Annotated in this window: 29 protein-coding genes; 15 read left to right on the top strand and 14 right to left on the bottom strand. The window is 59.8% G+C overall.

Annotated features, from left to right (window positions below; translation table 11 throughout):
* Window positions 1-112: 112 nt before the first annotated feature.
* The 3 genes from CAURI_RS05010 to ychF all read right to left on the bottom strand — a co-directional run bounded on the left by CAURI_RS05010 (window position 113) and on the right by ychF (window position 3,142).
* On the bottom strand, window positions 113-646 hold the full coding sequence (locus CAURI_RS05010; protein WP_010187315.1) for a type 1 glutamine amidotransferase domain-containing protein: 534 nt from the start codon (window positions 644-646) through the stop codon (window positions 113-115).
* A 164-nt stretch (window positions 647-810) separates the two neighbouring features.
* Window positions 811-2,025, bottom strand: a complete 1,215-nt coding sequence (locus CAURI_RS05005; RefSeq protein ID WP_010187317.1) for an amidohydrolase — start codon at window positions 2,023-2,025, stop codon at window positions 811-813.
* Between the two features lie 31 nt (window positions 2,026-2,056).
* Entirely contained in the window at window positions 2,057-3,142 is a 1,086-nt protein-coding gene (gene ychF, locus CAURI_RS05000) for a redox-regulated ATPase YchF (RefSeq protein ID WP_010187319.1), read from the bottom strand.
* A 47-nt stretch (window positions 3,143-3,189) separates the two neighbouring features.
* Between ychF and CAURI_RS04995 the strand changes: the two genes are divergently transcribed.
* The 3 genes from CAURI_RS04995 to CAURI_RS04985 are packed head-to-tail and all read left to right on the top strand — an operon-like array spanning window position 3,190 to window position 6,569.
* On the top strand, window positions 3,190-4,683 hold the full coding sequence (locus tag CAURI_RS04995) for an AI-2E family transporter (protein WP_010187321.1): 1,494 nt from the start codon (window positions 3,190-3,192) through the stop codon (window positions 4,681-4,683).
* Window positions 4,684-4,689: 6 nt separating this feature from the next.
* Window positions 4,690-5,790, top strand: coding sequence for a DNA recombination protein RmuC (locus CAURI_RS04990; RefSeq protein WP_010187323.1), 1,101 nt, complete (start codon window positions 4,690-4,692; stop codon window positions 5,788-5,790).
* A gap of 35 nt (window positions 5,791-5,825) precedes the next feature.
* On the top strand, window positions 5,826-6,569 hold the full coding sequence (locus CAURI_RS04985; RefSeq protein ID WP_236660833.1) for a DUF6542 domain-containing protein: 744 nt from the start codon (window positions 5,826-5,828) through the stop codon (window positions 6,567-6,569).
* Here CAURI_RS04985 and CAURI_RS04980 read toward each other — a convergent pair.
* Entirely contained in the window at window positions 6,566-7,525 is a 960-nt protein-coding gene (locus CAURI_RS04980; RefSeq protein ID WP_029158857.1) for a 4-hydroxy-3-methylbut-2-enyl diphosphate reductase, read from the bottom strand. The two genes, CAURI_RS04985 and CAURI_RS04980, sit on opposite strands and share 4 nt — an antisense overlap.
* 153 nt (window positions 7,526-7,678) lie before the next feature.
* Here CAURI_RS04980 and xseA point away from each other — a divergent pair, with 153 nt between their 5' ends.
* Genes xseA through CAURI_RS04965 form a run of 3 tightly spaced genes read left to right on the top strand, consistent with a single transcriptional unit; the run spans window position 7,679 to window position 9,621 of the window.
* The gene (xseA, locus tag CAURI_RS04975; protein WP_010187328.1) at window positions 7,679-8,920 is read left to right on the top strand and encodes an exodeoxyribonuclease VII large subunit; all 1,242 of its coding nucleotides are present in this window, start codon (window positions 7,679-7,681) and stop codon (window positions 8,918-8,920) included.
* Between the two features lie 56 nt (window positions 8,921-8,976).
* Window positions 8,977-9,264, top strand: a complete 288-nt coding sequence (locus CAURI_RS04970) for an exodeoxyribonuclease VII small subunit (protein ID WP_010187330.1) — start codon at window positions 8,977-8,979, stop codon at window positions 9,262-9,264.
* A complete protein-coding gene (locus CAURI_RS04965; RefSeq protein ID WP_010187332.1) occupies window positions 9,265-9,621 on the top strand; it encodes a hypothetical protein in 357 nt (118 codons plus the stop codon).
* A gap of 10 nt (window positions 9,622-9,631) precedes the next feature.
* On the opposite strand, the gene CAURI_RS04960 is transcribed toward CAURI_RS04965, so the two are convergent.
* Window positions 9,632-10,222: a DUF4245 domain-containing protein gene (locus CAURI_RS04960; RefSeq protein ID WP_010187334.1), complete on the bottom strand. Its 591-nt coding sequence runs from the start codon at window positions 10,220-10,222 to the stop codon at window positions 9,632-9,634.
* A gap of 201 nt (window positions 10,223-10,423) precedes the next feature.
* Between CAURI_RS04960 and glpX the strand changes: the two genes are divergently transcribed.
* The 4 genes from glpX to CAURI_RS04940 all read left to right on the top strand — a co-directional run bounded on the left by glpX (window position 10,424) and on the right by CAURI_RS04940 (window position 15,462).
* Window positions 10,424-11,443 (top strand): class II fructose-bisphosphatase, encoded by a 1,020-nt coding sequence (glpX, locus tag CAURI_RS04955; RefSeq protein WP_010187336.1) that lies wholly within the window; start codon window positions 10,424-10,426, stop codon window positions 11,441-11,443.
* Between the two features lie 98 nt (window positions 11,444-11,541).
* Window positions 11,542-12,942 carry a class II fumarate hydratase gene (locus CAURI_RS04950; RefSeq protein ID WP_010187338.1) on the top strand — a complete coding sequence of 467 codons (1,401 nt, stop codon included), beginning with the start codon at window positions 11,542-11,544 and terminating at the stop codon, window positions 12,940-12,942.
* Window positions 12,943-13,270: 328 nt separating this feature from the next.
* Window positions 13,271-13,894, top strand: coding sequence for a TetR/AcrR family transcriptional regulator (locus CAURI_RS04945; protein WP_035116774.1), 624 nt, complete (start codon window positions 13,271-13,273; stop codon window positions 13,892-13,894).
* Window positions 13,888-15,462: an MDR family MFS transporter gene (locus CAURI_RS04940; RefSeq protein WP_010187343.1), complete on the top strand. Its 1,575-nt coding sequence runs from the start codon at window positions 13,888-13,890 to the stop codon at window positions 15,460-15,462. The genes CAURI_RS04945 and CAURI_RS04940 overlap by 7 nt, the downstream gene beginning before the upstream one ends.
* A gap of 80 nt (window positions 15,463-15,542) precedes the next feature.
* On the opposite strand, the gene CAURI_RS04935 is transcribed toward CAURI_RS04940, so the two are convergent.
* The 5 genes from CAURI_RS04935 to CAURI_RS04915 form a co-directional block, all read right to left on the bottom strand.
* Window positions 15,543-16,676, bottom strand: coding sequence for a hypothetical protein (locus CAURI_RS04935; protein ID WP_010187345.1), 1,134 nt, complete (start codon window positions 16,674-16,676; stop codon window positions 15,543-15,545).
* Window positions 16,677-16,757: 81 nt separating this feature from the next.
* Entirely contained in the window at window positions 16,758-17,333 is a 576-nt protein-coding gene (locus CAURI_RS04930; RefSeq protein ID WP_010187346.1) for a GNAT family N-acetyltransferase, read from the bottom strand.
* A 71-nt stretch (window positions 17,334-17,404) separates the two neighbouring features.
* Window positions 17,405-18,763, bottom strand: a complete 1,359-nt coding sequence (locus CAURI_RS04925; RefSeq protein WP_010187349.1) for a PhoH family protein — start codon at window positions 18,761-18,763, stop codon at window positions 17,405-17,407.
* A 334-nt stretch (window positions 18,764-19,097) separates the two neighbouring features.
* Complete coding sequence (locus CAURI_RS04920) at window positions 19,098-19,727, bottom strand: LGFP repeat-containing protein (protein WP_236660834.1); 630 nt, start codon at window positions 19,725-19,727, stop codon at window positions 19,098-19,100.
* A 135-nt stretch (window positions 19,728-19,862) separates the two neighbouring features.
* Window positions 19,863-20,564, bottom strand: coding sequence for a LysR family transcriptional regulator substrate-binding protein (locus CAURI_RS04915; protein ID WP_010187357.1), 702 nt, complete (start codon window positions 20,562-20,564; stop codon window positions 19,863-19,865).
* A gap of 98 nt (window positions 20,565-20,662) precedes the next feature.
* On the opposite strand from CAURI_RS04915, the gene CAURI_RS04910 reads away from it, so the two are divergent.
* On the top strand, window positions 20,663-20,983 hold the full coding sequence (locus CAURI_RS04910; protein ID WP_174878619.1) for a DUF5997 family protein: 321 nt from the start codon (window positions 20,663-20,665) through the stop codon (window positions 20,981-20,983).
* Here CAURI_RS04910 and glyA read toward each other — a convergent pair.
* Complete coding sequence (glyA, locus tag CAURI_RS04905; protein WP_010187360.1) at window positions 20,980-22,281, bottom strand: serine hydroxymethyltransferase; 1,302 nt, start codon at window positions 22,279-22,281, stop codon at window positions 20,980-20,982. The two genes, CAURI_RS04910 and glyA, sit on opposite strands and share 4 nt — an antisense overlap.
* A gap of 196 nt (window positions 22,282-22,477) precedes the next feature.
* Here glyA and coaA point away from each other — a divergent pair, with 196 nt between their 5' ends.
* A complete protein-coding gene (gene coaA / locus CAURI_RS04900) occupies window positions 22,478-23,404 on the top strand; it encodes a type I pantothenate kinase (RefSeq protein WP_010187363.1) in 927 nt (308 codons plus the stop codon).
* A 14-nt stretch (window positions 23,405-23,418) separates the two neighbouring features.
* Here coaA and CAURI_RS04895 read toward each other — a convergent pair whose 3' ends face one another.
* From CAURI_RS04895 to mca, 3 genes are read right to left on the bottom strand one after another with little or no spacing between them, the layout of a single operon-like run.
* Window positions 23,419-24,189 carry an isoprenyl transferase gene (locus CAURI_RS04895; protein ID WP_010187364.1) on the bottom strand — a complete coding sequence of 257 codons (771 nt, stop codon included), beginning with the start codon at window positions 24,187-24,189 and terminating at the stop codon, window positions 23,419-23,421.
* Between the two features lie 21 nt (window positions 24,190-24,210).
* Entirely contained in the window at window positions 24,211-24,504 is a 294-nt protein-coding gene (locus CAURI_RS04890) for a hypothetical protein (protein WP_010187365.1), read from the bottom strand.
* 3 nt (window positions 24,505-24,507) lie between these two features.
* Window positions 24,508-25,398, bottom strand: a complete 891-nt coding sequence (mca, locus tag CAURI_RS04885; RefSeq protein ID WP_010187366.1) for a mycothiol conjugate amidase Mca — start codon at window positions 25,396-25,398, stop codon at window positions 24,508-24,510.
* Window positions 25,399-25,490: 92 nt separating this feature from the next.
* On the opposite strand from mca, the gene CAURI_RS04880 reads away from it, so the two are divergent.
* The 3 genes from CAURI_RS04880 to CAURI_RS04870 all read left to right on the top strand — a co-directional run bounded on the left by CAURI_RS04880 (window position 25,491) and on the right by CAURI_RS04870 (window position 26,925).
* The gene (locus tag CAURI_RS04880) at window positions 25,491-25,982 is read left to right on the top strand and encodes a DUF4307 domain-containing protein (protein ID WP_010187367.1); all 492 of its coding nucleotides are present in this window, start codon (window positions 25,491-25,493) and stop codon (window positions 25,980-25,982) included.
* Window positions 25,983-26,099: 117 nt separating this feature from the next.
* Window positions 26,100-26,621: a transcription elongation factor GreA gene (gene greA, locus CAURI_RS04875; protein WP_010187368.1), complete on the top strand. Its 522-nt coding sequence runs from the start codon at window positions 26,100-26,102 to the stop codon at window positions 26,619-26,621.
* Between the two features lie 49 nt (window positions 26,622-26,670).
* On the top strand, window positions 26,671-26,925 hold the full coding sequence (locus CAURI_RS04870) for a hypothetical protein (protein ID WP_010187369.1): 255 nt from the start codon (window positions 26,671-26,673) through the stop codon (window positions 26,923-26,925).
* Window positions 26,926-26,949: the final 24 nt, after the last annotated feature.

The raw sequence follows: 26,949 nt of genomic DNA, 5'->3' as shown, positions 1-26,949 counted from the left end.
TCCGAGGGAACTACTCCCCTTCAGGAATATCTAACATTATAGAGGCCTTACAGCGGAAGCAAGACGCAAAAAGCCGCGGGTTGCGCACCCGCGGCTTTAGTAAAGATAAGGTTTAGTGCTGGCCCTCTGCGAATTCCTCAACCAACTTAGCGTTGAAGGCCGGGAGATCGTCCGGGGTGCGGGAGGAAACCAGACCCTGGTCGCAGTGAACCTCTTCGTCTACCCAAGTAGCGCCGGCATTACGCAGGTCGGTCTGCAGGCTGGGGAAAGAAGTAAGGGTACGCCCCTTGAGCACATCGGCATCGGTCAGGATCCAAGCACCGTGGCAAATAACGCCCAGCGGACGCTCCTCGGTGACGTGATTGCGCACGATTTCTACAGCGGACTTGTCCAGCCGGAGCATATCCGCATTATCGGTACCACCTGGCAAAATGATGCCGTCGAATGCCTCGCCGGTAGAAGCGGCGGTTGTGGCATCAACATCAATTTCGGTGCCGTTTTTGCCGGTGATCTTGCCTGCCTCAGGAGCAAGCACGCATACGGTAGCACCGGCCTTCTTGACTGCCTCCAGCGGAGAGGTCAGCTCGGAGTCCTCGAAACCATCGGTAGCGATGATTGCAATAGTCTTATTATCAAGTTCAGCCATTAGGTGACCTCCTTTTATCGAATGGAGAAGCCAGCCTAACGCGATGTTGACGAGTTCGCCACCCCCGGAGAGAACTCGCCTACCACGTCGCTACACCCGAACGCTTTCGAGTTGGGTGCGCGGGCAGCATGTCGACCGCCCCATCATCGCCAAGCGGACCCCAGCTACTCCTTAAGGACATCCTTACGCTGATTACCCAGATAGGCGTAAGCAGCGGCGATGAGAGCCTGCGTCGCCGTGGTGAGCGTCGGCTGCAGCTCCGGAGCAAATCGCGGGTTGTGGTTGGGAATTGATGCGCCATCGGTACGCCCGCCGAAGCCCCAGAAACAATAGGGAGCGCCAAAGGCATCGGGGATGCGTGAGAAATCTTCGGACGCCGTCCACGGCTCCATGTCGAGAACATTGTCGCTACCGAGGACGTCGATAAGCTGCGCGCGCACCTTTTCAGTCACGTCTTCATCGTTGACGGTGAGGGGGTAATTATCACTCTGCGCAAACTCTGGCTCGCACGGGGACCTCGCTGCCCGGCACTCTGCCTTCACAATGCGGTGAATCGCCTCAACGATTTGAGCCCTGACATCCTCATCATAAGCACGGATGTTGATGCGCAGGGTCGCCGAGTCCGGGATGATGTTTGCCTTCGAGCCCGCCTGCAGTGCCCCAACGGTCAACACGGCGAACTGGTGCGGATCGACCTCACGGGAGACAATTGTTTGCAGCCGCAGAACGATGGAGCTGGCCAGCACCACAGGATCGACGCTGAGGTGCGGCATCGAGCCGTGGGAACCGTGACCATAAACGGTGACGGTGAGCGAGGTTGCTGTAGACAAGACTGGGCCGGGCGCAATCAGCACGCTGCCGGCTGGGGCATTCTTATCAATGAAGATGTGCTGGCCAAAGGCCACATCAGGCGTGGGGACTTTATCGGTGAGCCCTGCATTCACCATGGACTGCGCGCCCTCCGCGGTTTCCTCACCCGGCTGGAAAAGCGCGACGAATGTACCGGACCACGCATCGGTCGCCTTGGCCAGCGCCTCGGTGGCGCCAAGTAACCCGGCCACGTGGGCATCGTGGCCACAGGCATGCATTGCCTCGCCCGTAGCGGAGTAGTCCAAGCCGGTGTCCTCGGTGATGGGCAAGCCGTCGAAATCGGCGCGCTCTAGGACCGTCGAGCCTTCGCCGTTTCGGAGGATGCCGACGACTCCCCCGCCGAATTCCAGCACCTCAACTCCTGGAAACTCCCGGAGCTTATCCGCGATAACACCGCGGGTGCGCTCCTCCTCCATGCTGAGCTCAGGATGCTGGTGCAAATCCTTGTAGAGGGCTTCTTGCCACTGCGTGACCTCTGCTGCGCGATCTAGGATGTGGGCAATACTCATGCCCACAGCCTACGCGCTATGAGCGCACGAGTTAGCCGCCGATCTTGAAATCGCAGACGTCGCCGTCCTGCATGATGTACTCCTTGCCCTCCTGGCGCACCTTGCCAGCATTGCGGGCTTCCGCCATGGAGCCGGCGGCGTCCAAGTCATCGAAGGAGACGATTTCGGCCTTAATGAACTTCTTCTCAAAGTCGGTGTGGATAACACCCGCGGCCTGCGGCGCAGCGGAGCCCTGCTTGATGGTCCAGGCGCGGGCTTCCTTCGGACCTGCGGTCAGGTAGGTCTGCAGGCCGAGGGTAGCGAAGCCGGCCTTGGCCAACGTCGCCAAGCCGGGCTCCTCCTGGCCCACCGACTCGAGCAGCTCCAGTGCCTCCGCCTCATCGAGCTCCAGGAGGTCGGTTTCGGTCTGGGCATCGAGGAAGACGCATTCCGCAGGGGCGACGAGCTGGCGCAGCTCCTCTTTCTTGGCGTCATCGGTGAGCACGGCCTCATCCGAGTTGAAGACGTAGAGGAAGGGCTTCGCGGTCATGAGGTGCAGCTCGCGCAGAAGCGCGAGGTCGATCTCGTTGTTCTTGGAAGCAGCGAAGAGGGTCCGGTCATCCTCCAAGATGGCCTGGGCCTTCTTGGTCTCCTCCACGGTCTCTGCCAAGTCCTTGTTCTTGCGGGCTTCCTTTTCCAAGCGCGGCAGGGCCTTCTCAATGGTCTGGAGGTCCGCGAGGATGAGCTCAGTATTAATAACGGAGATGTCGTGCGCCGGGTTGACCTCACCGTCGACGTGGATCACATTTTCATCAGCGAAGGCACGAACCACCTGGCAGATGGCGTCAGCTTCACGGATGTTGGCGAGGAAGGCGTTACCCATGCCTTCGCCCTTGGAAGCGCCTTCCACAATGCCGGCGATATCCACGAAGGACACGGTGGCCGGCAGGATGCGCTCGGAGCTGAAGATTTCCGCAAGGCGGTTCAGGCGGGAATCGGGAAGCTCAACAAGACCGACATTGGGCTCAATGGTGGCAAACGGGTAATTCGCCGCCAAGATGTCAGAACGGGTCAGGGCATTAAACAAAGTGGACTTGCCCACGTTGGGCAGGCCGACGATTCCAAGTGTAAGACTCACGGGGCCAATCCTAACGCACCCCGAATCTTTTGAGGCAAGATGGTGGGGTGAGTTCTGATCAGCCATCCCCCAACGCCTCTTCCTCTGAGTTCGCCGCCGCGGAGGCAGCGCTCGGCGGGCGTTTCGATGACTCCGTCGATGCTGCTTCGCTGAACGCTGTCTCTCCGCACCCGCCCGGCAACCAGGTGGATCGCTCCGTGGTCGTCAGCGAGGTCATCAAGTCCGCATCGCTGTGGGCACTCCGCCTGACCATCATCGGGATATTCCTGTATGCCTCCTTCCGCATGCTGGGCAACTTTTGGCGCGGCATCCTGCCCGTTCTCATAGCGCTGATTATTTGCACTGTGCTTGCCCCCATTGCGAGCGCCATGCGGCGCAAGGGACTGCCCTCAGCTCTCGCTGCGGCAGTGACCATTCTGGTGTCTTTTACTGCGGTGGGCGCTCTTTTTATGTTCATCGCACCGGACTTCGCGCGGCAGTCCCAGACACTGTATCTGCAGACGGTAGAGGGCATTCAGCGCTTGCAGCTATGGGCACAGGGCCCGCCGCTCAACCTCGACGCGGATGAGATCGGCGGCTACATCGATGAAATCGCCCTGTGGCTACAGCGCCAAGCAGGATCCATCGCGGGCTCCGTATTCACCGGCATTGGCACGGCGACTTCCATCGTGGTCACACTCTTCATCATCGTGGTGCTGACCTTCTTCTTCCTGAAGGACGGCCACAACTTCCTGCCCTGGCTGCGCCAGGCCACGGGCCGCCGGACCGGCTGGCACCTCACTGAGCTGCTGACCCGCGTGTGGAGCACGTTGGGTGGTTTCGTGCGGGCACAGGCTGTCGTCTCCGCCGTTGATGCTGTCTTTATCGGCCTCGGCCTGGCACTCATCGGTGTACCTTTGGCCATGGCGTTGGCCATCATCACGTTCATCGCCGGATTCATCCCCTTCGTCGGCGCGATCGTGGCCGGCGCACTGTCCGTGACCATCGCGCTGGTCTCCTTGGGTTTCACCAAGGCACTCCTAGTGCTTGGCCTGGTACTGCTGGTCCAGCAGCTCGAGGGCAACGTGCTTTCCCCGTGGCTGCAGTCAAAGGCCATGAACCTGCACCCGGTTATCGTATTGATTTCCGTGACCGTAGGTTCCGCACTCTTCGGCCTTATCGGTGGTTTCCTCGCCGTCCCGGCCGCAGCGACCATCGCGGTGGTCTACCGCTATTTCCAGGACATGATGATGCTCCAGTCAGGCGAGAGAACCGCCGAGGACTTGGAGTTTTCAACTGTCGCTGGTTTCCTCATCGGGCGCTACACGCAGCAACAGGGCGATCACAAGCGCGAGCAGTGGCTGTCCATCCCCGACCACGCCGCACCCGAAGGTGCGGCCGAAGACGTCGCCCACAACGGCACGAGCACTCTCGACCAAAAGCTCGAGGCGAATGTCGACGTTGACGCGGACTTCAGTGAGCGCGATGGAGGAGCACGAGCGGGGATCAAGCGCGCAATTAGCGCTCTCGAACAGATGTTGCAGTCAAAGGGCAAAGACTAATTCTTCATGTCCGGGACGCATGCCATGATGACAGGCATGACGTCTTCCCTCCCCGTAGTGCTCCTCTTCCTCGGCCTCATCATTGGGGCCGCATTGGGCTGGCTAGCCCGCGCCTATTCAGCGCAATCCGCCCAGCCTTCAGAGGAGCATCGCGCCCTGCAAGAGTCCCAGCGCCGCCAAGCAGAGCTCGCTCCGCTGGAGAAGGCCATGGACCGTCTAGGCCTACAGATCCAGGAAATTGAGGAAGATCGAGCGACCTCACTCGCAGCACTCAGCAGCCAGGTCCAAGCGGTAACTCGTACCTCAACACGCCTGTCGGATCGCACGGACAAGCTGGTCGGCGCGCTGCGCTCCCCCAATGTCCGCGGGCGGTGGGGCGAAGTGCAATTAGAGCGCGTCGTTGAGCTCGGCGGCATGCGCAAACACGTCGACTTTGATTCCCAAGTCAGCGCCCGCATCAACGGATCGCTGGTACGCCCTGATCTAGTCATTCACTTGGCCGGAGGGCGCAGCATTGTCGTGGACGCGAAGGTGCCTCTCAGTGCCTACCTCGACGCAATGGAGACCGAGGACCCAGAGGAGCGGGCAGGGTATCTCCGGCGCCACGCGCACCTCATGCGTTCCCACGTGCAGGCGTTGGCCTCCAAGGACTATATCGAGGCCTTCTCCCCCACCCCACAATTTGTGGTTCTCTTTGTCCCCGCCGATACCTTCGTCGACGCTGCCCTGTCTATCGACGCCGAATTGCTGGAGTTCGCCTTCGAGCGCAACGCCGTCATCGCCACCCCGAGCACCCTCTTTGCCCTCTTGCGCACCGTCGCGGTGAGCTGGCAGCACGAGGAAATCTCCGATAAGGCCCGCGAAGTCCAGCGTTTGGGTCGCGACCTTTATACGCGCTTGAACACTCTTAACGAGCACTACGACAAGGTGGGCCGCGGACTCGAGCGCGCGGTGGAAGCCTATAACGCAAGCTTGGCCAGTTTGGATTCTCGCGTCGGGGTTACCGCGCGGCGGCTCAAGGATCTGGATGTTCCAGCCCGCGTTGACCGCCTGCCGGTGGAACCGCGCAGCGTTGGTTCTTGGCCGCGGCGCGCCCAGAATGAATAACGTTTTGGTCACCAACCCCGGTAAGCTTTCTGGGCGTGTCTGTAGCCAAAAATCGTCGCCGCCCTCCCCGCCGCGGGATGCCGCTTAGCCGAGCACTCCTCGTCGCGCTCGTCGTTACGCTTGTGGCCTTGGCGGTCTCAGGCATTCTGGGCAGCGTGGGGCTGCCCTTCGCCCTGATTTTTGGACTCGGCTCGCTGGCTGTCACCTGGTTGGTGGAAACTCGCGGCCTCTACATGACGGTAATTTCCCTGCCGCTGCTGTACGCATTAGGAACCGTGGTTGGCGGGTTCATCAACTCCACTGCTGGATTGCCGGAAGGGGCCTCGCCCTTTTCCAAGACTGCGATTCTCACCACGGCTTTCCCACTATTGCAGCATTTCCCCGTGCTCATCGTCACGGTTGTGGCCTGCGCGCTACTTGCAGTTCTGCGCCTGTGGCGCAGCGATAGCCACGCGAAGGACCTTGAGGCGGAAGCCCAAGAAAAGCGCCGCGCCGAAGTTGCGTCCGATCGCCGGAGCCGCTCCGAGCGCCTGTCCGTAGCAGAACTCCTTGCCCGTGAGGCCACGGGCTCAGGCCGAGTCCGTGAGCGCGACCGTGAAGAACGTCGCCGGATTCAAGCTGAAGAACGCGCGAAGCGCCGACAGGCTTCCCCCGATGCGGATGAGCGAGAAGATTTCCGCCGCGCTGCCGCCGAATCAGCGGAGAATGCGCGGCGTGCGCGGGAGCGCTCCCAGCGGTCCTCCCAGCCGCTGGAAGAAAATCTCTACGACGAGGATTAACGCGCCGTACGTGCCGGACGCAGTTCGCGCGGCAGGGAGAAGGTAATGGTCTCCGTAGAGGTGGTCACCTGCTCAACATCGTTGTAGCCGCGCTCATCGAGGAACTCCAGCACTTCACGGACGAGCAGCTCAGGCACGGACGCACCACAGGTCACGCCAACGGTGTTTACGCCTTCGAGCCAGGCTTCGTCGATCTCCGAGGCAAAGTCCACTAGGTGTGAGGTCTTAGAGCCCGCCTCCAAAGCGACCTCGACGAGGCGCTTGGAGTTCGAGGAGTTCTCGGAGCCCACAACAATCATGAGATCGCACTTCGGAGCAATGGCCTTGACCGACTCCTGGCGATTCTGTGTGGCGTAGCAAATGTCATCTGATGGCGGGTTCTCCAGATGCGGGAAGCGCTCACGCAGCTTATTGACGATCTGGATGGTTTCATCCACCGACAACGTGGTCTGGGACAGCCAGATGAGCTTTTCCTCATGCAGGAAATCGGGCAGCTTGTCGACGCCCTCCAGACCATCCACGAGGTGGGTAACGTCCGGGGCCTCACCAGCGGTGCCTTCGACCTCTTCGTGCCCCTCGTGGCCGACAAGGAGGATCTGGTAGCCATCGCGCTCAAAGCGCTGAGCTTCCTTGTGAACCTTGGTCACCAGCGGGCAGGTGGCATCGAGCGTGAGCTGCTTGCGCTCTTGTGCCTCCTTGCGCACGCTCGGCGCGATGCCGTGTGCAGAGAACACAAGGTGAGCGCCTTCGGGGGCTTCGGAAGCCTCCTCCACAAAGATGACACCACGCTCAGCCAGGGATTCAACAACGAACCGGTTGTGCACAATCTGCTTGCGCACGTAGATAGGGGCGCCGTACTTCTCCAACGCCTTTTCCACTGTCTCAACAGCACGGTCCACGCCGGCACAGTAGCCGCGGGGAGCCGCCAGGAGCACCTTCTTTGCAGTTTCAGTCATGGCACCCACAGTATCGAAAGTCGCGGACATACTGTAGTTCCCGCCCAACCGGCTTGGCGGTGACACCGGATGTCCGGCACGCCTCCTAGACTGAGCCATACACTGTTCAGAACAGACCCCAACGAGAAGACCGCTCAAGAGAAAGGACTGCGCGTGAACCAACCGGCCAATTCCGCGGAGACTCCGTGGCCAGTCGGCAAGGTCAATGACCAAGTCAAAGGCTGGATCGAACGCCTCGGCTTCCTCTGGGTGGAGGGGCAAATTACCCAGCTGAACATGAAGCCGACGTGGAAACTCTCCTACATCACGCTGCGTGACGTCGAGCAGGAAAAGTCTGTTCAGTTGACGTGCAACACCTCGCTCATCCGCAATGCTCCCTCACCGCTCAAAGATGGCGACCGCGTCGTGGTGTACGGCAAGCCTGCCTTCTACGCTGGGCGCGGAAGCTTCTCCCTGTGGGTGACCGAGATCCGTCACGTCGGCATCGGTGATCTCCTCGCTCGGGTGGAAATGCTGCGTCAGAAGCTGCGCCAGGAGGGTCTGTGCGATCCTTCGCGCAAGTTGCCGCTTCCCTACCTGCCCAAGAAGATCGGCCTCATCACCGGTCGCGGCTCCCATGCCGAGCGCGATGTGCTGTCTGTGGCACAAGACCGCTGGCCGGCGGTTCAATTCAACGTCATCAATACCGCGGTGCAGGGAGCCACGGCTGTTACCCAGGTGATTGACGCTTTGCGGACCCTCGACGCGGACCCGGAGGTCGATGTCATCATCATCGCTCGCGGCGGCGGTTCAGTGGAGGATCTCCTCCCCTTTTCCGAGGAGGCGCTGCAGCGCGCAGTGGCGGAGGCCCGCACCCCTGTCGTTTCCGCCATCGGCCACGAGCCGGATCACCCAGTGCTTGATGATGTCGCTGATCTCCGCGCCGCCACCCCCACCGATGCGGCCAAACGTGTCGTGCCCTCCGCCTCCAAGGAGTACGCGCTGATCTCCGAAGCACGCTCGCGCATGGCGGCAGCGCTGCGCGGCTGGGTGGACCGAGAACGCCGCGGACTCGAGAACATCCGCTCCCGCCCGGTTCTTGCAGATCCGATGGTGCCAATCAACGCACGCCGCGAGGAACTGGAGCGAAATCTTGCGCTGATCCGCCGGGTGATGAGCCACCAGCTGGACCGCGAAACTAACCAGGTAGCCTCGTTGCGTGCTCGGGTCTCCGCCTTAGGCCCCTCGGCCACCCTCGAGCGCGGCTATGCCATCGTGCAGGTCCTTCCACGCGATGGCAGCGGTCCGGAGGTCGTCACAAGCTACACGCAATCACCACCGGGTTCGCAACTGCGCATACGTGTGGGCGATGGCTCGATCACCGCTGCTGCAATGGCTTCTCAGGCCGCAGATTAAACAGAACACCTAATAGTTAAGACGGAACATACAAGAGAAAGAAGATACTTCACCTCATGACTGACACGATTGGCGCCGGCCAGCCCGGCCAGGACGCGTTCCCGCCGGTGGAAGAGCTGAGCTATGAGCAGGCTCGTGATGAGCTCATTGAAACAGTGAAAATCCTCGAGCTAGGACAGATGGGACTGGATGAATCCCTCAAGTACTGGGAGCGCGGCGAGGCCCTAGCTAAGGCCTGCGAGGCGCACCTCGACGGTGCCTCGAAGCGCGTAGAGGAGGCCCTCCGAAAGAACGCAGAGGGCACCGATAGTGCAGCACACAACGAAGAAGCAGGAGAAGACTAAATGAAGATTTACGGCTACCCGGGAGATCGCGTGGACTTCGTCTCCAAGTCAGGCGGAGCAGGGTCCATGGTCTTTGGTGATTCGCGCCAGCTCGCCGAAGAATTCTTCGGTCCGCCGCACACCGCGAATAGCGAAGAGATCGGCTACTTCTCCGGCTCCATTGTTCTGCGCTTTAGCGAGAATAGGCTCAGCGAGATCGCCGTCTTCCCCGGCAAGTCCCTCCATGAGAAGGTGGATGTATACCTCGGCAAGACGCGTCTGAGCGGCCTCGATCCAGAGTCCCTCACTAGCGCCGCTGGAGATTCGGTCGAGGTGGAATGGGACGGAACCACGCTGCAGAGCGTAACCTTCCGCTAAGCAGCGAAGCCTATTCGCTGATGACGCTTCCATCCTCAGCGATCTGGAGTGGCTCGGCCTCAGTGAATGCGGTCAGGGCTGCTTCATAGTCGGCATCGGAGGCAGAGCCGGTGAGGACGAGGCGGGCATCACCCAAGTCGGTAATCCACAGCGGGCGTACGTCTTTGTCATCGCTGCTGAGAATCTCCACGTCCTGGCCCGCTACCTCACGCCGCTCGGAGTTGGCACGGTAATTGGAGTCATAAGCCCCGGGGACATCGCCAAGCGCCAACTGCGTCTGCGCTGACTCAACATAACCGTCGTTAGTGGTCAGCCAGCTCACCACAGCACCCGATTCGCCGCCCATCTGCTTGCGTCGCGCGGCTGTGGGCTGCCAGCCCTCCGGCATGTCCGGCTCTCTAATGACAGCCCCGCTACCGCGTGCTTCCATCTCCAAGAAGGTAGCGGCATCCACGTTCTGCACGGGCCCCGACTTTTCCGGGTTGATTGAGCACAGTCCCGTTGCCCCAACCGCGAGGAACATCATGATGAGGATGACGCCCACTGTCAGGGTGATATCACGCGCGTCCTCAAAAATCTTTGGTTTATCTTCAGATGCCACTCGCCTAGTATGTCACGCCTGCTCCACCACATGCGACAGCGACCTCCTACCTGCCCTTTTGGAGGCAATCACCCCCATATCCCACTTCTGGGGGAGGCATTCGGGCTTGAAACCGTCAGAAAAGTGGAAGAATGAAATATGTATTCCGGGTTGTCCCCCACCCCGGGCCGAGCCACCTGAAAAGAAAGGGACTAATCAAACATGTCTGATAACACGTCTTATATCCCCGACCGCAACCTAGCCATGGAGCTGGTGCGTGTCACCGAGGCGGCAGCGCTCGCCTCGGGTCGCTGGGTTGGCCGTGGACAGAAGAATGAAGGTGACGGCGCCGCGGTGGATGCTATGCGCAAGCTCATCAACTCCGTCGAGATGAACGGTGTCGTCGTCATCGGCGAGGGCGAGAAGGACGAAGCCCCGATGCTATTTAACGGCGAGAAGGTCGGCACCGGCCAGGGCGCCGAGATGGACATCGCCGTCGACCCGGTTGACGGCACCCGCCTGATGGCTGAAGGCCGCCCGAATGCTATTTCTGTCATCGCTGCTGCCGAGCGCGGCACGATGTACGACCCGTCCGCTGTCTTCTACATGAAGAAGATTGCTGTCGGCCCCGAGGCAGTCGGTGCCATTGACCTCAACGAGTCGGTCGAATGGAACGTGAAGTCGGTGGCTAAGGCCAAGGGCATCAAGCCAGCTGACCTGACCGTCGTCGTTCTCGACCGCCCGCGTCACGATGACCTCATTCGTCAGATCCGCGAGGCCGGTGCCAAGGTTCGCCTCATCATGGACGGTGACGTCGCAGGCGCCATCGCTACTTGCCAGGACAGCAACTCCATCGACATCATGATGGGCATCGGCGGCACCCCAGAGGGCATCATCACCGCCTGCGCCATGAAGTGCATGGGTGGAGAGATTCAGGGCAAGCTGTGGCCCAAGGATGAAGAAGAAGCCGAGAAGGCCCGCAAGGCTGGCCACGACCTCGACCGCGTCCTCACCACCAACGACTTGGTCTCCTCTGAGAACTGCTACTTCGCCGCTACCGGCGTGACCAACGGCGATATGCTCCGCGGTGTCTCTTATCGCCCGAACGGTGCCACCACCCGTTCTCTGGTCATGCGCTCCAAGTCCGGCACCATCCGCTACGTCGACTCCATCCATAAGCTGGCTAAGCTGCAGGAATACTCCGTGGTGGACTACACCAACCCCCACGATAAGGAAAGCTAGTTCACTTTCCTAGGAAGAGTGCTACGGTGGCCATGAATGCCGTGCCACGGCACACATAATGAACCCAACAAAACTCATTTCACAGAAAAGGTGAATCCATGACTGAATACCGCATTGAACACGACACCATGGGCGAAGTAAAGGTTCCGGTCGACGCCCTGTGGCGTGCCCAGACCCAGCGCGCTGTGGAGAACTTCCCGATCTCCGGCCGCGGTCTCGAGGATGCGCAGATTCGCGCTCTCGGCCTCCTGAAGGCTGCTTGCGCCCAGGTGAACAAGGACTCCGGCAAGCTGGACGCGGAGAAGGCTGACGCCATCATCGCCGCCGCCACTGAAATTGCAGAGGGTAAGCACAACGATGCTTTCCCGATTGACGTCTTCCAGACCGGCTCCGGTACCTCCTCCAACATGAACACCAACGAGGTCATCGCCTCCATCGCCCACAAGAACGGCGTGGAGATTCACCCGAATGACCACGTGAACATGGGTCAGTCCTCCAACGACACCTTCCCCACCGCAACCCACGTTGCGGCAACCGAGGCTGCGGTTAATGACCTCATCCCGGGCCTTAAGGTCCTGCACGATTCCCTGCTGGCCAAGGCCAAGGAATTCGCTGATGTAGTTAAATCCGGCCGCACCCACCTGATGGACGCCACCCCGATCACCCTGGGCCAGGAGTTCGGCGGCTACGCTCGCCAGATCGAGCTCGGCATCGAGCGCGTTGAGGCTACCCTGCCGCGCTTGGGTGAACTGGCTATCGGCGGCACCGCTACCGGTACCGGCCTGAACACCGACGCAGAGTTTGGTGGCAAGGTCACCGAGGAGCTCAAGAAGCTCACCGGCATTGACCAGCTCTCCGAGGCCAAGAACCACTTCGAGGCCCAGGCTGCCCGCGACGCCCTCGTCGAGTTCTCCGGCGCCATGCGCACCGTGGCTATCTCCCTCAACAAGATTGCCAACGACATTCGCATGATGGGCTCCGGCCCACTCACCGGCCTTGCGGAGATCCACCTCCCGGATCTGCAGCCGGGCTCCTCCATCATGCCGGGTAAGGTCAACCCGGTTCTGAGCGAGGCCGCCACCATGGTGGTCAGCCAGGTCATCGGCAACGACGCCGCAGTTGCTTTCGGCGGCTCCAACGGTCACTTCGAGCTCAACGTCTACATCCCGATGATGGCCCGAAACGTCCTCGAGTCCTCCCGCCTGCTGGCTAATGTTTCCCGCGTCTTCGCTGAGAAGTGCGTCGACGGCATCGAGGCTAACGAGGAGCGCATGAAGAAGTTTGCGGAGTCCTCCACCTCCATCGTCACCCCGCTGAACTCCAAGATCGGCTACGAGAACGCCGCCAAGGCAGCTAAGCACGCACTGAACGAGAAGATCACTGTCCGCGAAGCCGTCATCGACCTCGGCTTCGTCGACGGCGAGAACCTCACCGAGGAGGAGCTCGATGAGCGCCTCAACGTTCTCACCATGACCAACCGCGACCGCGATAACTTCTAAGTTCGCTTTCGCCAACGCTGCCGCTCTCTTTCGGGAGGGCGGCTTCGCCGTTTTCCCATCCGCCTCGCTGGGCCAACAACAGGGTCGGGGTAGCCGAACTGCCCGATCTGCCAAAGTTATAGCCGCTGATTCAAGATCTGGCAATAACTTCGTCAACCAGGGCAGTTTTGATCTTGAAAATTAATGTCTTGAGTGTTTCCGAGCCATCACTTCGCGCCGTTTTCTCGCTCCTTTCCTGTGCGCTGCACCATAGAGAGCGCCCCGCCATCATGAAAATCACCAGCATTGCACTTGGTGCAAACTTGCACTGGGTGTAGCATTGCACTCCGTGCAAGAAGAACTGTCATTACGCGAGCAAAAACGCCTGAAAACTCGCCTACGCATAGAGGATGCTGCCACCCTCTTGGTAGACGAGCACGGCTTTGCTGCAGTTACGGTGGAGGAGATATGTGAGAAGGCCGGTATTTCCCGGCGTACTTTCTTTAACTATTTCGATTCCAAAGACTCAGCCGTCTTGGGCAACCCCAGCCAAGAGTTCTCCCAAGAACAAAAGAGCTACCTGCTCGAAACTCCCACGGAGAATATCTTCAAGTTGGCCGTCGACCTCATCAAGGAACACCTCATTGGGCAGCACGCCAATAGGGAAATTGCTGAACGACGCCGTCGTATCTCCCGCGATGCGGACGCAGCGGCGGCGTCCTTAAGCAGAAAGCGTGCCAAATCCAACGAAGTCCTTGAGCTTCTCACCCAGCGGCTAGAGAAGGAACCAACTCTAAAGACCATGCCGGATGTCTCCCCGCACACGGAGGCACTCCTCATTGCCTCCACCATCCGGGAGGCTTTTTGGTTGGCCACCACCTCGCCAGACTTCAGCTGCGATATCCCCTTTGAGCAGCGCTTTGACTCCGCACTCGCACTCATCAACAACTATTCGAAAGGACTTTCATGGTAGCTACCGCGAAACCGTCAGTGGCCAACACTGACAACGGCAAGCCGGAAAACAACCTTGTCCTCGTCTTCTCTGCCCTCGTGCTCACCATGTTGATGAGCTCACTGGGGCAGATGATCTTTGCCTCTGCCTTGCCCACCATCGTCGGCGAGCTCGGCGGTGTCGACCACATGAGCTGGGTCATCTCCGCCTTCTTGGTCACCATGACCATTGCTATGCCCATCTCCGGCAAGCTCGGTGACATGATGGGCCGCAAGTGGCTCTACATCGGAGGTATTGCCACCTTCGTCATCGGCTCCACCGTGGGCGGCTTCGCCAATTCTATGAACCTGCTCATCATCGGCCGTGCCATTCAAGGCTTCGGCGCTGGATTCATGATGATTTCCTCCCAGTCTATCATCGCGGAGGTCACCACGGCACGTGAGCGCGGCAAGTTTATGGGCATCATGGGCGGCGTTATCGGCCTGTCCTCCGTCCTCGGCCCAGTCCTTGGTGGCTGGTTCACTGATGGACCTGGCTGGCGCTGGGGTCTGTGGATGAATATTCCCCTTGGTCTGCTCGCCATGACCGTGTGCGTGCTCGTTCTGCACCTGCGTGTCGGCGATACTGATCTGCGTAAGTTTGATGCCTTGGGAGCCACCTTCATCGCTATCACTACCGCCTCGCTCATCCTCATGACCACCTGGGGCGGCACCCAGTACGAGTGGTCGGATCCCGTCATTCTTACCTTGGCCGTCATCGTTGTGATCGGTGCTGTCATCACGGTCTTCGTCGAGAAGCGGGCCAAGGAGCCCCTGATCCCGGTGCTGCTGTTTAAGAACCGCAACATGGTTCTCACGACGGCAGCTGGCATGGTGCTGGGCTTGGCTATGTTCGGAGTGCTGGGCTACATGCCGACCTATCTGCAGATGGTGCACACCCTGACGCCCACCAAGGCGGGTCTCATGATGATCCCGATGATGCTCGGCATGATCGGTACCTCCACCACCGTTGGGTTCGTCATCGCCCGAACCGGTCACTACAAGCGCTACCCCATCATCGGCCTCGCCATTACGGCAGGCGCTCTGTTCTGGATGTCGAAGCTGACTGTGGACACCTCCCTGACTCAGCTTGGCGCCGAGTTCCTCGTCTTCGGCATCGGCCTCGGCTTCGTCATGCAGGTGCTCGTTCTCATCGTTCAGAACTCCTTCCCCGTGGCTCTGGTGGGTACCGCAACGGCGGCGAACAACTTCTTCCGCCAAATTGGCTCCGCCATGGGTGCGTCCTTGGTGGGCTCGCTGTTCATCCACAACATGAAGGATGAGTTGGCTGCCAATATGCCGGCTGCTATTGCCTCCATGGGCAATGCCGGTGCACCCTTTGCGGAAAAGTTCAGCGCCGAGGGCGGCGGTTCCTCTAGCCTGACCCCGTCGATGGTGGCACAGCTTCCTGACCCGATCCGCGACGTGATCCTCAATGCCTATAACGATGGCCTCACCCCGGTCATCCTGCTTATGGTTCCGATGGCCATCATCGCTCTCCTGCTCATCCTGCCGGTGCGGGAGGAGCACCTCAAGGAGACCATCGATTAGAGCACTCCCCTAAGGACGTAACAACAAGAAGTCCTCGCTACGAATAATCACGTAGCGAGGGTTTTCTCGTGTCAAAGGGCTTAACGCAGGATTCCGAATTGACGGGCTACCTGGGCAGCCACACCGATGAGTGCCAGCAGGCCGGCAATGATGCCCACGATGGTTCCAACTTCCGAGCCACCGGAGCTTGAGCTTCCAAGAAGAGACTTCTTGGTCACCTTCACGGTCTTGGTGACTTGGTTGGCCGACAGCCGCGGCTGACCGTTGTGCAGCGCATAGGTGTTAAAGGTGACGGTCGCGGTTCCCTCGGACTTGGCCGTGTAGGTTCCGTCCTCGTTGACTTCGAGCACCTCCGGATCGCTACTGCTTGGCGACGCCACCGGAACCCCCAACTTCGCTCCCTGGATGCCATCAATGGTCAGCCCCAAGCGGCCTTCGCTTCCAACGGAGGTGCCGCCGGTTGTCATGAGCTCGGCACCGTTGACTTCGCTTTCCGACACGGCAATGGGGAATGCGTGGCGGCCGGAAATGCGAGCCGGTTCACCGGACATATCGCGATTGGAGAAGAAACCAGCAGTCACCTCCCCCACCTGCGCCTGAGCGAAAGTTACGTGGGTGGGATCGATGATCGAATAGAGATGCCCGGTTCTATCATTGAACTTGCCGTTTGAACGGATGAGCATGTCCCACTCGCTGGCCCCTTGGTACTTATCGGTTGACCACGATGCGATCGCCTCCGACATTCCTGAAGTGGTCAGATTTTCACCTGCCCATAGGTTGTCAATCACGCCGAACGGAGGAACCCCTGGCAGCCTTAGGTGGTTGAAGTCAAGGTTCTCCTCGGCAGCGCGCTGCATTGCCGCATGTTCGAGGCCTCGATCCCAGGAGATTGAATTCACATATGCGTCGCGGGTGCGGTAGCCAGCGGCACTAGCGGCCTGTCGCAGGGTTCCGCCGTTGAAGGGCAGATTGTCGTCCCAAGCTTTGCCGCGCAGTTCGCGAACTTGGCGGGTGACCAGGTCGATGTCGGATTGCATCACTGGCTCGGCAAAGACATAAGCCAGAGCACCGTTGGGGAGGTTGACATCGAGCTCGGCCACGGGAACGGAACCAGCCGACGGATACGTTGCAGCCGTGGCAACGGGCGCTGCGAAAGCACCAGTTGACACGGCTACGGCGGTAGAAAGGGCAAGCACAGAGGTGCGGAAAGACATGATTCGCCTTCGATAGAGAGTGGTTGAGAACAGGTCCTATTCTATCCCCACTCCTGCCCTGATATTAGAAAACTGAGATAATTACTTTCTCTTCTGGTTGGCTTCTGCCTTCTTCTCTTCCGGCTTCGGAAGGAGCAGCTCATAAACATCGGTATCGCGCCACTGGCCGGCAAGCTCACCATAAGTCATCTTTGCCATGTGGGAGTAGGTACCCACCTTGACGAAGCCGCGGGACTTGTGGAGACCAGCGGAGCCTTCGTTCTCCGGAAAGATCCACGAATGGATGGCCCACTTGTGCAAGTCACGGCAGACCTCGATGAGCTGATCCAGCAAAGCACCACCGATACCCCTGCCCTGGGCTTCCTTGCTCAGGTAGATGGAATCCTCCACCACGCCGTGGAACACGGTGCGGGTGGACGCCTGCGCAGCGCAGACCCAACCGAGAACCTTCGAGTCATCGTCTTCCTCAACAGCGACGAAGACGGACGACATGATCTTGACGTTCTTAAATTCCTCGAAGGTCAACGAACGGGTCTCGTAGGTGGCGTGACCAGTGTTAAGGCCCTGCTCATAGATTTCCCGCATCTGCGGGTAGTCCGCAGCGTTGAAGGGGCGGATGCGGAAATCCTTCTTCTTGTCTTTCGCGTTGTCGCTCATGGAACAATTATTACTGAGTCCACTGCGTTAATGCCAAGCTGAGAGCAGGGAGATCGCCATTCGCGAACGCGTTAATTCTCACCCTCCAACAAATCGGTGACGAGCTCCGCAATGGCAGAGCGCTCAGAGCGCTGCAGGGTCACATGCGCAAAAAGCTCATGCCCCTTGAGTTTCTCAATGACCGCCTGCACACCATCGTGGCGGCCAACGCGCAAGTTATCGCGCTGGGCAACGTCATGGGTAAGCACCACACGAGAGCCGCGGCCCAGCCGCGACAGGACAGTCAGCAGCACATTGCGCTCTAATGACTGGGCCTCGTCGACGATGACGAAGGAATCATGCAAGCCGCGGCCGCGGATGTGGGTCAGCGGGAGAACTTCCAAGAGGCCGCGGTCCTGGACCTCCTCCATGACGTTTTCGGATACCAAGCCTTCCAAGGTGTCATACACGGCCTGCGCCCATGGGTTCATCTTCTCGCTCTCAGAGCCCGGCAAGTACCCCAAGGACTGCCCTCCCACTGCATACATCGGGCGGAATACCACGATGCGGCGGTGCTCACCGCGCTCCAGCACTGCTTCTAGGCCAGCGCACAATGCCAGCGCGGACTTACCCGTGCCCGCCCGGCCGCCGATGGACATGATGCCCACGCAAGGATCTACTAAAAGATCCAGCGCAACGCGCTGCTCAGCGGAGCGGCCTTGGAGGCCGAAGACGTTGGTATCCCCGCGCACCAAACGCACGGTCCCCTCAGCCGTCATGCGCCCCAGCGCTGACTGCCCGCCTGCCTGCAGAGTCACGCCACAGTGCACCGGCAGGTCCTCGACGCGGGTACCGGCGGTGGTCACGGAGCCGTCGATAAGCACCTCGCCCTCCCCGTAGAGCTCATCGATGACCTCGGCGCTGGTGGGCACGATGGCCATGCCGGTGTAGCCAGTGAGCACGACATCTTGCGCATGGTACTCATCGGCCTGCAGGCCCACAGCGCCAGCCTTGACGCGTAGCGGAACGTCCTTGGTCACCAGAACGGTGACCTTGCCCTCATGCTGTAGGTTGAGCGCGCACGCGAGGATCCGGTGGTCCCCCTCCGGCCCGCGGAAGGCCACCGGCAACAAGGATTGATCCTGGTGGTTAAGCTCCACGCGCAGCGTTCCGCCCGCGGCATTGACGGGCAGCGGCTGGTCTAGAGCTTCGTAGGTGGCGCGGAGGTCCTCCAAAAAGCGAAGAGCTTGGCGGGCGAACCAGCCAAGCTCCGGGTGATGACGTTTTCCTTCCAACTCAGAGATAACGACGATGGGCAGCACCACATCGTGCTCTGCGAACTTACGCAACGCCCATGGGTCGGAAAGAAGGACGGAGGTATCGATGACATAGGTCTTGGTTGCCACAGCAGCCTCGTGCGGCTGCTCGGTCAGGACGGAAGGATTGGTCATAGCGGCAGGGTTCTCCCTTGTTATGCCCGCCCCAACTCATCGACCTGGGAGGGCATGGTGAAGCTGGTGATTGTCGAACTGCCCGGAGACTGCACTTAACCTCCGGACACCGTCCACGCTAGAGAGTGAAGGTTGAAATTACATAGGTGCAAGATGAACAGTATTAAAACGGCATTCACCGCAGTCACACCATTCCCACGAGTTAGAAGCGGTTTATTCTCTAGCGAAGCCGTGACCATGGAAAACAGCGACAGGCTCCGCACCGTTCTATCAGTGCGGAGCCTGTCTTAGAAGCTCAACGGGTGACTATTCCCGCTACATATGAGCTAAGCCTTTAGTTGATCGTGGCCTCGTACTCGCCGGACTCACCCTGCAGCCAGGAGATAGTGCCGTTGGTGAACTCCTGTACCCAACCGTTGCCCTCGGCCTGCTCCGGGGCAGTCGGCAGGCCGACCTTGCTCTCAAGGCCGCCTTCCTCGTTCCAGGTCTCGGCGATCTTGCCAATGATCGGCTGGGTGCCTTCGCCCTCAGCGAATGCCAGCAGCTTGTCCTTGGCAAAGGTCGCAACGCTGCCCTTGTCGGTGGTCTCGATGGACTCCGGGGCACCCCACTCAGCAGCCTTCTCCTTGATGGCCTGAGCGAAGTCAGCAGGAACCTCTACATCACCGTTGGCGGTGGATACGCTCTCCTTGTCGCCCTCGGCGCCGCCCTCCGAGTCGGCAGAATCTGCTTCAGAGGAGTCAGCATCCTCTGCGCCCTCAGCGTCGGAAGGATCGGCGGACTCGGAATCCTTCATGGAATCCTTAGCGTCCTGAGCGGCAGAGCCAGCAGCATCCGTAGCGTCGGACGCGGCGGACTGTGCGGCGTCGCCAGCCTCCTTAGCGGCATCCTCAGCATCCGAGCAAGCGACGACACCCAGGGACAGGGTGGCGGCGGCGATACCAGCAGCGAAACGACGAGTCATCTTCTTCATTCTTAAGCCTTTCTCTTCTAGTTGAGCACTGTTCTAAGTACTTTTGTTGAGAACGAAGCCCACCGTAGGCAGAGCCAGCATGTCTTGCCACCATCCAACCTATGATTTGACAACAAAGAGCTTTCTTTATTTACGTTTCCGCTGTTGAGAGCCCCTATATCTTTTCGGTAACGGTTTGGAAATCGAGCCCTTGTGAGACTTTCCTTGGGCCTTTCTGCGTTCTTGTTTAGCCTTTGCTTTGTCGCGCGCGCTGCGCTTCTCAGCAGTATTGCGGGAGGAATTCCGCGTCCTTCCCTTGGCCACCCCGACGAAATCCTGAATCTCATCGCCGTCATCTTCTCGGCGCCACACCAAAGCGATTTCCGTGCGCGCAACGGAAGGGTCCTCTAGCCCAAGTGCGACTACCTGTGTCTTGCTCAGCACCTTCAGCAGGGGTCGAGGCGCGATGGCCACGCCCACGTTGGCTGCCACGACCTGGAGGGCGGTGCGTAGCGCGGAAACATCGACGCTGCCGTCCTGCGCAATCCGGAAGTTCACGATCTCTTCTGCGACATCCTCTGGTGAAATGTCCTCCCCCACCTCGGCGTAGACCGAGTCTTTCGGCACCGCAATACCAGGCGCCTCCACATAAAGACGAACCACATGGAAGCCGTCATCAACCCGCGGATCTGGCAGGCGGGTCAGCGCAAGGTCTGCCTCATGTGCGAGAAGTGCCGCCATCGCATCATCGGCGTCGACGGTCACCAGGGACTCGGGAGAGTGCGAGTCACGGTAGCGTCGAAACCACTTACCGGGTTCTGTACCAGTGGCAAAGACAAGGCGGAGCATGCACCTCATACTACGGTGCTGCTAGCGTGGTGAGCGTGACTGATACCCCGAATAGTGAAACCCCGACCAACGAAACCCAGCAGCCTTCCGGTACAGCCATGCGCGCGCAAACCGCGGCCAAGAAGCTGGGCATCTACCTGCCGGCCACCCCGGAGGAGTTTCAAGCCAACGCAGTAACCCACGCGCAACTGCGCGACTTGCAGGAGAATCCGCCGGAATGGCTCGCTACCCTACGCCGCGAGGGCCCGCATCCGCGCCCAGTGGTGGCACAGAAGCTGGGGATCTCCGTGACCGCGCTGAAGAAGAACGAGATGGACCGCCCTCTCACCACCGCGGAAATTAAAGAACTCCTCAGCGCAATGCCCGAGTGGCTCGAGGCCGCCCGGAAAGCTCACGCTGAGGAGCGTTCGGAAGCTTAGACCAGCTTCCAGTCTTCGAGGCCGTCGTAGAGCGGGAAGTCCGCGGCGACCTTCTCCACGCGGGCGCGCAGCTTGGCGACGTCCGCGTTCTTACCGTTTGCCAGTGCGGTACCGATAACATCGGCCACCTCGGTGAAGGCCGCCGCGTCGAGGCCGCGGGTAGCCAAGGCCGGGGTACCAATGCGCAGACCAGAGGTAACCATCGGCGGGCGCGGATCATTCGGAACCGCATTGCGGTTCACGGTGATGCCGACCTCGTGGAGAAGGTCCTCCGCCTGCTGGCCATCGAGCTCGGAGTTACGCAGATCCGCCAAGACGAGGTGCACGTCGGTACCACCGGTGAGGACGTCGACACCTGCCTTGGTGCAATCCTCAGCGGTCAGGCGCTCAGCCAGGATGCGAGCACCTTCCAGGGTGCGCTCCTGACGCTCCTTGAACTCCTCGGTGGCCGCAATCTTGAGGGCGATAGCCTTTGCCGCGATAACGTGCATGAGCGGTCCGCCCTGCTGGCCCGGAAAGACGTTGGAGTTGATCTTCTTGGCAAAGTCCTGCTTGGCCAAGATAAGTCCAGAGCGCGGGCCACCAAGAGTCTTGTGGACGGTGGAGGACACAACATCGGAGTGCGGCACCGGGGAGGGGTGCAGACCAGCTGCCACGAGGCCCGCGAAGTGCGCCATATCCGTCCACAGGTAGGCGCCGACCTCATCGGCGATGGAGCGGAAAGCCTCAAAGTCGATGGTGCGCGGGTAGGCGGACCAACCAGCAATGATCACCTGCGGCTTTTCTGCCAGAGCCTGCTCGCGCACCTTATCCATATCGAGGCGCATGGTCTCCGGGTCAACCTCGTACGCGGCAACGTCGTAAAGCTTGCCGGAGAAGTTCAGCTTCATACCGTGGGTCAGGTGACCGCCATGCGCCAAGGACAGGCCCATGATCTTGTCACCCGGCTGGATCAGCGAAGCCAGGACCGCAGCGTTGGCCTGGGCACCGGAGTGCGGCTGGACGTTGGCAAAATCAGCGCCAAACAGCGCCTTAGCGCGATCGCGGGCCAGATCCTCCACGACGTCGACGTGCTCGCAGCCGCCGTAGTAGCGGCGTCCCGGGTAGCCCTCTGCGTACTTGTTGGTGAGAACAGAACCCTGCGCCTGCAGAACCGCACGGGGGACGAAGTTCTCCGAAGCAATCATCTCGAGGGTATCGCGCTGACGAGCAATCTCACCGGAAATAGCATCGAAGACCTCGGGGTCAAGATCGCGCATCTCCTGGTAGCGCACGTCTGAATTGTTCGTAGTCGTCATGAAAGCGTGGTGTCCCTTCCTAAAGATGGTCAAGATCGCCAGCAGTGCCCGCTCGCAGCACAACACCACCGGCTTTAGAAATCGCCGAAGCTAGTTCTACATCCTAACGCCCGCATCCCCCGCGCGGGGGCCTCTAGGAATCTTTTCATTCGGGGCAATTGCACTAGGTGCCTGATGCAGTGCGACAATAGTCGGCATGGCGCGAATGACCGATGCGAGCCCGTACCTCGATTTTGACCGTGATACGTGGCGTGCCCTGCGTAAATCCATGCCACAGGTGCTAACGGCAAACGAGGTGGAAAAACTCCGCGGCATCGGTGACCGCATCGACCTCACCGAGGTAGCAGAGGTTTACCTCCCTCTTTCGCGTCTCATTCATATGCAGGTGGAGGCCCGACAAAAACTCACCGCGGCCACCGAAGCCTTCTTAGGTAATCCGCCGACGCACGTGCCCTTCGTTATTGGCGTCGCTGGCTCTGTTGCCGTGGGCAAATCCACGACAGCACGCCTGCTCCAAGTACTCCTTGAGCGCTGGGAATCCCACCCGAAGGTCGACTTGGTGACCACGGACGGCTTCCTCTACCCCACCGCCTACCTCAAAGAACACGGGCTGATGCAGCGCAAGGGCTACCCCGAGTCCTATGACCGCCGCGCGCTGATGCGTTTTGTTACCGATGTTAAATCGGGCAAACCCCTAGTCACGGCCCCGCTCTACTCGCACGTGTCCTATGACATCGTCCCCGGGGAATTTCAGGAGGTCCGGCAGCCGGACATCCTCATCTTAGAGGGCCTCAACGTCCTGCAAACAGGCCCGACCCTCATGGTCTCCGACCTGTTCGACTTCTCTGTTTATGTGGACGCCCGAGTCGACGACATTGAAAAGTGGTACATTGACCGCTTCCTCAAGCTCCGGCACACCGCTTTCCGCGAACCAGGTGCGCACTTCGCCTCCTTCGCGGACATGACGGATGAGGAAGCCTACGTGCAGGCCCGTGAAATCTGGCAGTCCATCAACCTGCCCAATCTCATTGAGAATATTTTGCCCACCCGGGTGCGCGCTTCCTTGGTTCTGCGCAAGGGCTCACACCACTTGGTAGATCGGGTGCGGATGCGCAAGCTGTAGCCAGCGACCTGAGCTTAGCGTCCGAAGCGGCGCGAGCGCTGAGAATAATCGCGCAAGGCGCGTAAGAAGTCTACCCGGCGGAAAGCAGGCCAATAGGTATCTGTAAACCAAATCTCCGAATAAGCAGCCTGCCACAAAAGGAAGCCGGAAAGACGCTGTTCACCGGAGGTGCGGATCACAAGATCGGGGTCCGGCAAACCTTTGGTGTAGAGGTTGCCGGTGATGGCCTCTGCCGTCACGTTTTCCGCGATCTCCTCCGCGCTCAATCCCTTTTCGGATTCGCTGCGAATGAGGCTCTGCACGGCGTCGACGATTTCTTGACGTCCGCCGTAGCCCACCGCGATGTTAACGATGACGCCCTGATGATCCTCCGTGGCTTCAGCAGCACACTGCATTTTGGCGGTAACTTGTTCAGGGAGCAGATCCAAGTGTCCCACGAGACGGATTTGGCAATCCAGATCACCCTGGGAGAGGTGCGTGACAACATCAGAAATGATGTCAAAGAGCAGCTGCACTTCCTGCTCGCTGCGCTTCAAATTTTCCGTCGACAACAGGTAAATAGTGACGACCTCAATGTCGGTGCCTTGGCACCAAGAGATCATCTCACTAATTTTCCGCGCTCCCTGGCGGTGACCGTGGCTAATATCCGTAAAGCCCGCCTCGCGCGCCCAGCGGCGATTGCCATCCGCCATGATTGCCACGTGGCGTGGCTGCGGTTTGTTCTTAATCTCACGCGTTAGACGCGCCTCATACAGGGGGTATAGGAGCTGGCTTAGGAACTTCACGGTGGGGAAACGTCCTCTGCGTTAAAAGATGGACTTCTTACTGTTATCGAGAATGCCGGCTTCCTTCATTGCCGCATCGACCGCCTCATCGTCGAAAGGATCAATGCCGTGATCCTGCGCGAACATGGTGCGACGGCGGAAACGTGAGTAGCGGCGGTGAAAATTCCAGCCTGCAAAGAGGACGGCAACGCCCATCAGGGCAAGGATGAGCAAACCGATGGGTGAGGCCTTACCGAACTCTGGTCCTACCGGCCCGCTTTGGCTCCCCTGGGCGAGCAGAGCGACGTCATGCGCCGCGAAGTACAAAGCGTTCATGTTTTAAGCCTCCCCTACTTCCGGGATTCCCGCAAATAAATCATCCTCCGGCAGCGCCGTCGAAACGCGGGTCTTAGCCAACTCAAATTCCTCCGTAGGCCAGTGCTCCTGTTGCACAGACACCGGCGTCGCAAGAAAGGCACCGGCCGGATCAATTTGGGTGGCGTGAGCGCGGAGAGCGTCCTCACGGTTTTGGAAGTAGTCCGCGCACTCTACCTGCGTGGTCACGCGCGCCATAATGTCACCGAAGGCGGTATCCCACCGCGCGAGCATCGGCTCGTAGGGACTCACCTTTCCCTCTTCCACAAGGAGGTCGTGGAAGATCTTCATCCTTTGATACACAAAGCCGTGCGTGTAATAAAGCTTCAGCGGCTCCCACGGCTCCCCCAATTCTGGGTGGTACGCGGCATCGCCCGCGTTTTCCCACGCCAACATAGACGCCCGGTAAACCATGAGATGATCCGGGTGCGGGTAGCCGCCGTTCTCGTCATAAGTAATGATGACGTGAGGGCGGAACTCACGGATAATCTCCACCAGCTCTTGGGCTACCTCATCATCTTCCTTGAGAGCAAAGCAGCCATCGGGGAGCAGGTCCTTAATATTAGGTGCAAGTGGGTTGCCGGGAAGGCCCGAGTCCACGTGTCCAAGCCAGCGGTGTTGCACGCCCAAAGCAGCAGCCGCTTCCGCCATTTCCTCACGACGAATACTGCCCATGTTCTCGAGGACACCAGGGCGGTCCATGGCTGGGTTGATGATATCCCCACGCTCACCACCGGTGCAGGTGACGACGAGGACCTCCGCCCCTTCCGCAGCATATTTCGCGGTTGTCGCCGCACCCTTCGAGGATTCGTCGTCAGGGTGCGCGTGAATAGCCAAAAGGCGCTTTGTACTCACTGGGTGCTACATCTCCCTACATTGCTTCTTTAAACAGACGCCCAGTCTAGTGGATAGTAACTTCGTCGCGACCGTTGGATAGAATCAGACTCATGTCTGACGCCCAACCTGCTTCTCGCTCCGCACGTTCACAGTCTCGCTACGGCTCCACGAACAGCTCTCCGCTCACGGGAGGCTCATGGACCAACCGGGCACTGGTGCTGGTGTTTTTAGGGATGCTCGTCGCAGCCATCGTCTTTGGTGTCCAGTACTTCCGCGGCCAGCAGAAGGTCAACGCAGATATATCCTATGTCACACACGAGATCCTCTCCGATGACTCCATGCGCATTTGGGTAGACATCACACGGAACCGCGTTGAAGAACCTGCTTATTGCATCGTGCAGGCTTTTGACTACGCCAAAGCGGAGGTCGGCCGCCGCGAAATTGCCGTGCCGGCCGGCGGTGAGTCCGCCCAGCGCGTCGCTGTGGACATCCCCACCAATCACCCGGCTGTCGCCGGTGGCGTCTACGGCTGTTCTGGAAATATTCCTTCTTATCTAGATACCAGCACTATGGATACAGCGGGTGAGGCGACCGACAACTAAAAGCCCAGCTGTGCTAGTATGTTGAGCGTTCTGAATGGGCCGCGCCACCTGCACTTTTGCGCCCGTTCTTTGAGAAATAAAAGTGTTCATTAGAAACCGTATACGGAAGGTTGCACTATGGCTGAGCAGCAGAAGCAATACATCACCCCGGAAACCAAGGCCAAGCTCGAGGCCGAGCTGCAGGCCTTGATTGACCACCGCCCGGTCGTCGCCGCGGAAATTAATGAGCGCCGCGAGGAGGGTGACCTTAAGGAGAACGCGGGTTATGACGCCGCACGCGAGATGCAGGACCAGGAAGAGGCCCGCATCAAGCAGATCTCCGAGGTGCTGGCTAACTCCACCACCGAGCGCACCGCCGTCCAGGAGGGCGTTGCCCACATCGGTTCGGTCGTCCACGTTTACTACAACGGTGACGAGGAGGACCGCGAGACCTTCCTCATTGGTACCCGCGCTGCTGCTTCCGACAACAAGGACTTGGAGACCTACTCTGAGCAGTCCCCGCTGGGTGCCGCTCTCCTGGGTGCTGCCGAGGGCGAGACCCGCGAATACACCGCGCCGAACGGCAAGACCTTGTCGGTGACGGTTGTCTCTGCTGCGCCTTATGATTCCGCAAAGGCTGCAACTCCGCGCAAGTCCTAATTTATACTACTCTTAGGTCACCGTTTTTCTGAGAAAGAGTTTTATCCCCATGAAGAAGTTCACTCGTTTCGCTGCCGCTGGTCTGGTTTTCTCCGCTGGTCTCACCCTCGCCGCTTGCCACCCGCCGAGCGAGCAGGATTCCACCGAGAAGGTTGACACTGGCGCCACCTTCACTGGTGAGGCCCCTGGCTCTGGTGCTGCCGCATCCTCCGAAGCAGCGGCTGAGACCGAGGTTGCTGAGACTGGAGTTGCTGGCACCGAGGTTGCTCCGGCCGGATACACCACTGCCCCGGTTCAGCAGTAGACTCTGCGGTAACTTGAAGCGAAA

The organism is Corynebacterium aurimucosum ATCC 700975 (genome assembly GCF_000022905.1).
Lineage (GTDB): Bacteria > Actinomycetota > Actinomycetes > Mycobacteriales > Mycobacteriaceae > Corynebacterium > Corynebacterium aurimucosum_F.
Note: the sequence above shows the minus strand (reverse complement) of the source record. Positions and strands in the feature narration are given on the sequence as shown.

Excerpts from the sequence above, each read along its gene's own strand:
- CAURI_RS04990 (WP_010187323.1), top strand. The coding sequence starts at position 4,690 with ATGTCCGGGACGCATGCCATGATGACAGGCATGACGTCTTCCCTCCCC.
- CAURI_RS04980 (WP_029158857.1), bottom strand. The coding sequence starts at position 7,525 with ATGACTGAAACTGCAAAGAAGGTGCTCCTGGCGGCTCCCCGCGGCTAC.
- CAURI_RS04930 (WP_010187346.1), bottom strand. The coding sequence starts at position 17,333 with ATGAGCGACAACGCGAAAGACAAGAAGAAGGATTTCCGCATCCGCCCC.
- CAURI_RS04890 (WP_010187365.1), bottom strand. The coding sequence starts at position 24,504 with ATGAACGCTTTGTACTTCGCGGCGCATGACGTCGCTCTGCTCGCCCAG.
- CAURI_RS05005 (WP_010187317.1), bottom strand. The coding sequence starts at position 2,025 with ATGAGTATTGCCCACATCCTAGATCGCGCAGCAGAGGTCACGCAGTGG.
- greA (WP_010187368.1), top strand. The coding sequence starts at position 26,100 with ATGGCTGAGCAGCAGAAGCAATACATCACCCCGGAAACCAAGGCCAAG.
- CAURI_RS04880 (WP_010187367.1), top strand. The coding sequence starts at position 25,491 with ATGTCTGACGCCCAACCTGCTTCTCGCTCCGCACGTTCACAGTCTCGC.
- CAURI_RS04935 (WP_010187345.1), bottom strand. The coding sequence starts at position 16,676 with ATGTCTTTCCGCACCTCTGTGCTTGCCCTTTCTACCGCCGTAGCCGTG.
- CAURI_RS04870 (WP_010187369.1), top strand. The coding sequence starts at position 26,671 with ATGAAGAAGTTCACTCGTTTCGCTGCCGCTGGTCTGGTTTTCTCCGCT.
- CAURI_RS04965 (WP_010187332.1), top strand. The coding sequence starts at position 9,265 with ATGAAGATTTACGGCTACCCGGGAGATCGCGTGGACTTCGTCTCCAAG.
- CAURI_RS04910 (WP_174878619.1), top strand. The coding sequence starts at position 20,663 with ATGCGCGCGCAAACCGCGGCCAAGAAGCTGGGCATCTACCTGCCGGCC.
- CAURI_RS04970 (WP_010187330.1), top strand. The coding sequence starts at position 8,977 with ATGACTGACACGATTGGCGCCGGCCAGCCCGGCCAGGACGCGTTCCCG.
- CAURI_RS05010 (WP_010187315.1), bottom strand. The coding sequence starts at position 646 with ATGGCTGAACTTGATAATAAGACTATTGCAATCATCGCTACCGATGGT.
- CAURI_RS04915 (WP_010187357.1), bottom strand. The coding sequence starts at position 20,564 with ATGCTCCGCCTTGTCTTTGCCACTGGTACAGAACCCGGTAAGTGGTTT.
- coaA (WP_010187363.1), top strand. The coding sequence starts at position 22,478 with ATGGCGCGAATGACCGATGCGAGCCCGTACCTCGATTTTGACCGTGAT.
- CAURI_RS04940 (WP_010187343.1), top strand. The coding sequence starts at position 13,888 with ATGGTAGCTACCGCGAAACCGTCAGTGGCCAACACTGACAACGGCAAG.
- glyA (WP_010187360.1), bottom strand. The coding sequence starts at position 22,281 with ATGACGACTACGAACAATTCAGACGTGCGCTACCAGGAGATGCGCGAT.
- CAURI_RS04950 (WP_010187338.1), top strand. The coding sequence starts at position 11,542 with ATGACTGAATACCGCATTGAACACGACACCATGGGCGAAGTAAAGGTT.
- CAURI_RS04920 (WP_236660834.1), bottom strand. The coding sequence starts at position 19,727 with ATGACTCGTCGTTTCGCTGCTGGTATCGCCGCCGCCACCCTGTCCCTG.
- CAURI_RS04925 (WP_010187349.1), bottom strand. The coding sequence starts at position 18,763 with ATGACCAATCCTTCCGTCCTGACCGAGCAGCCGCACGAGGCTGCTGTG.
- glpX (WP_010187336.1), top strand. The coding sequence starts at position 10,424 with ATGTCTGATAACACGTCTTATATCCCCGACCGCAACCTAGCCATGGAG.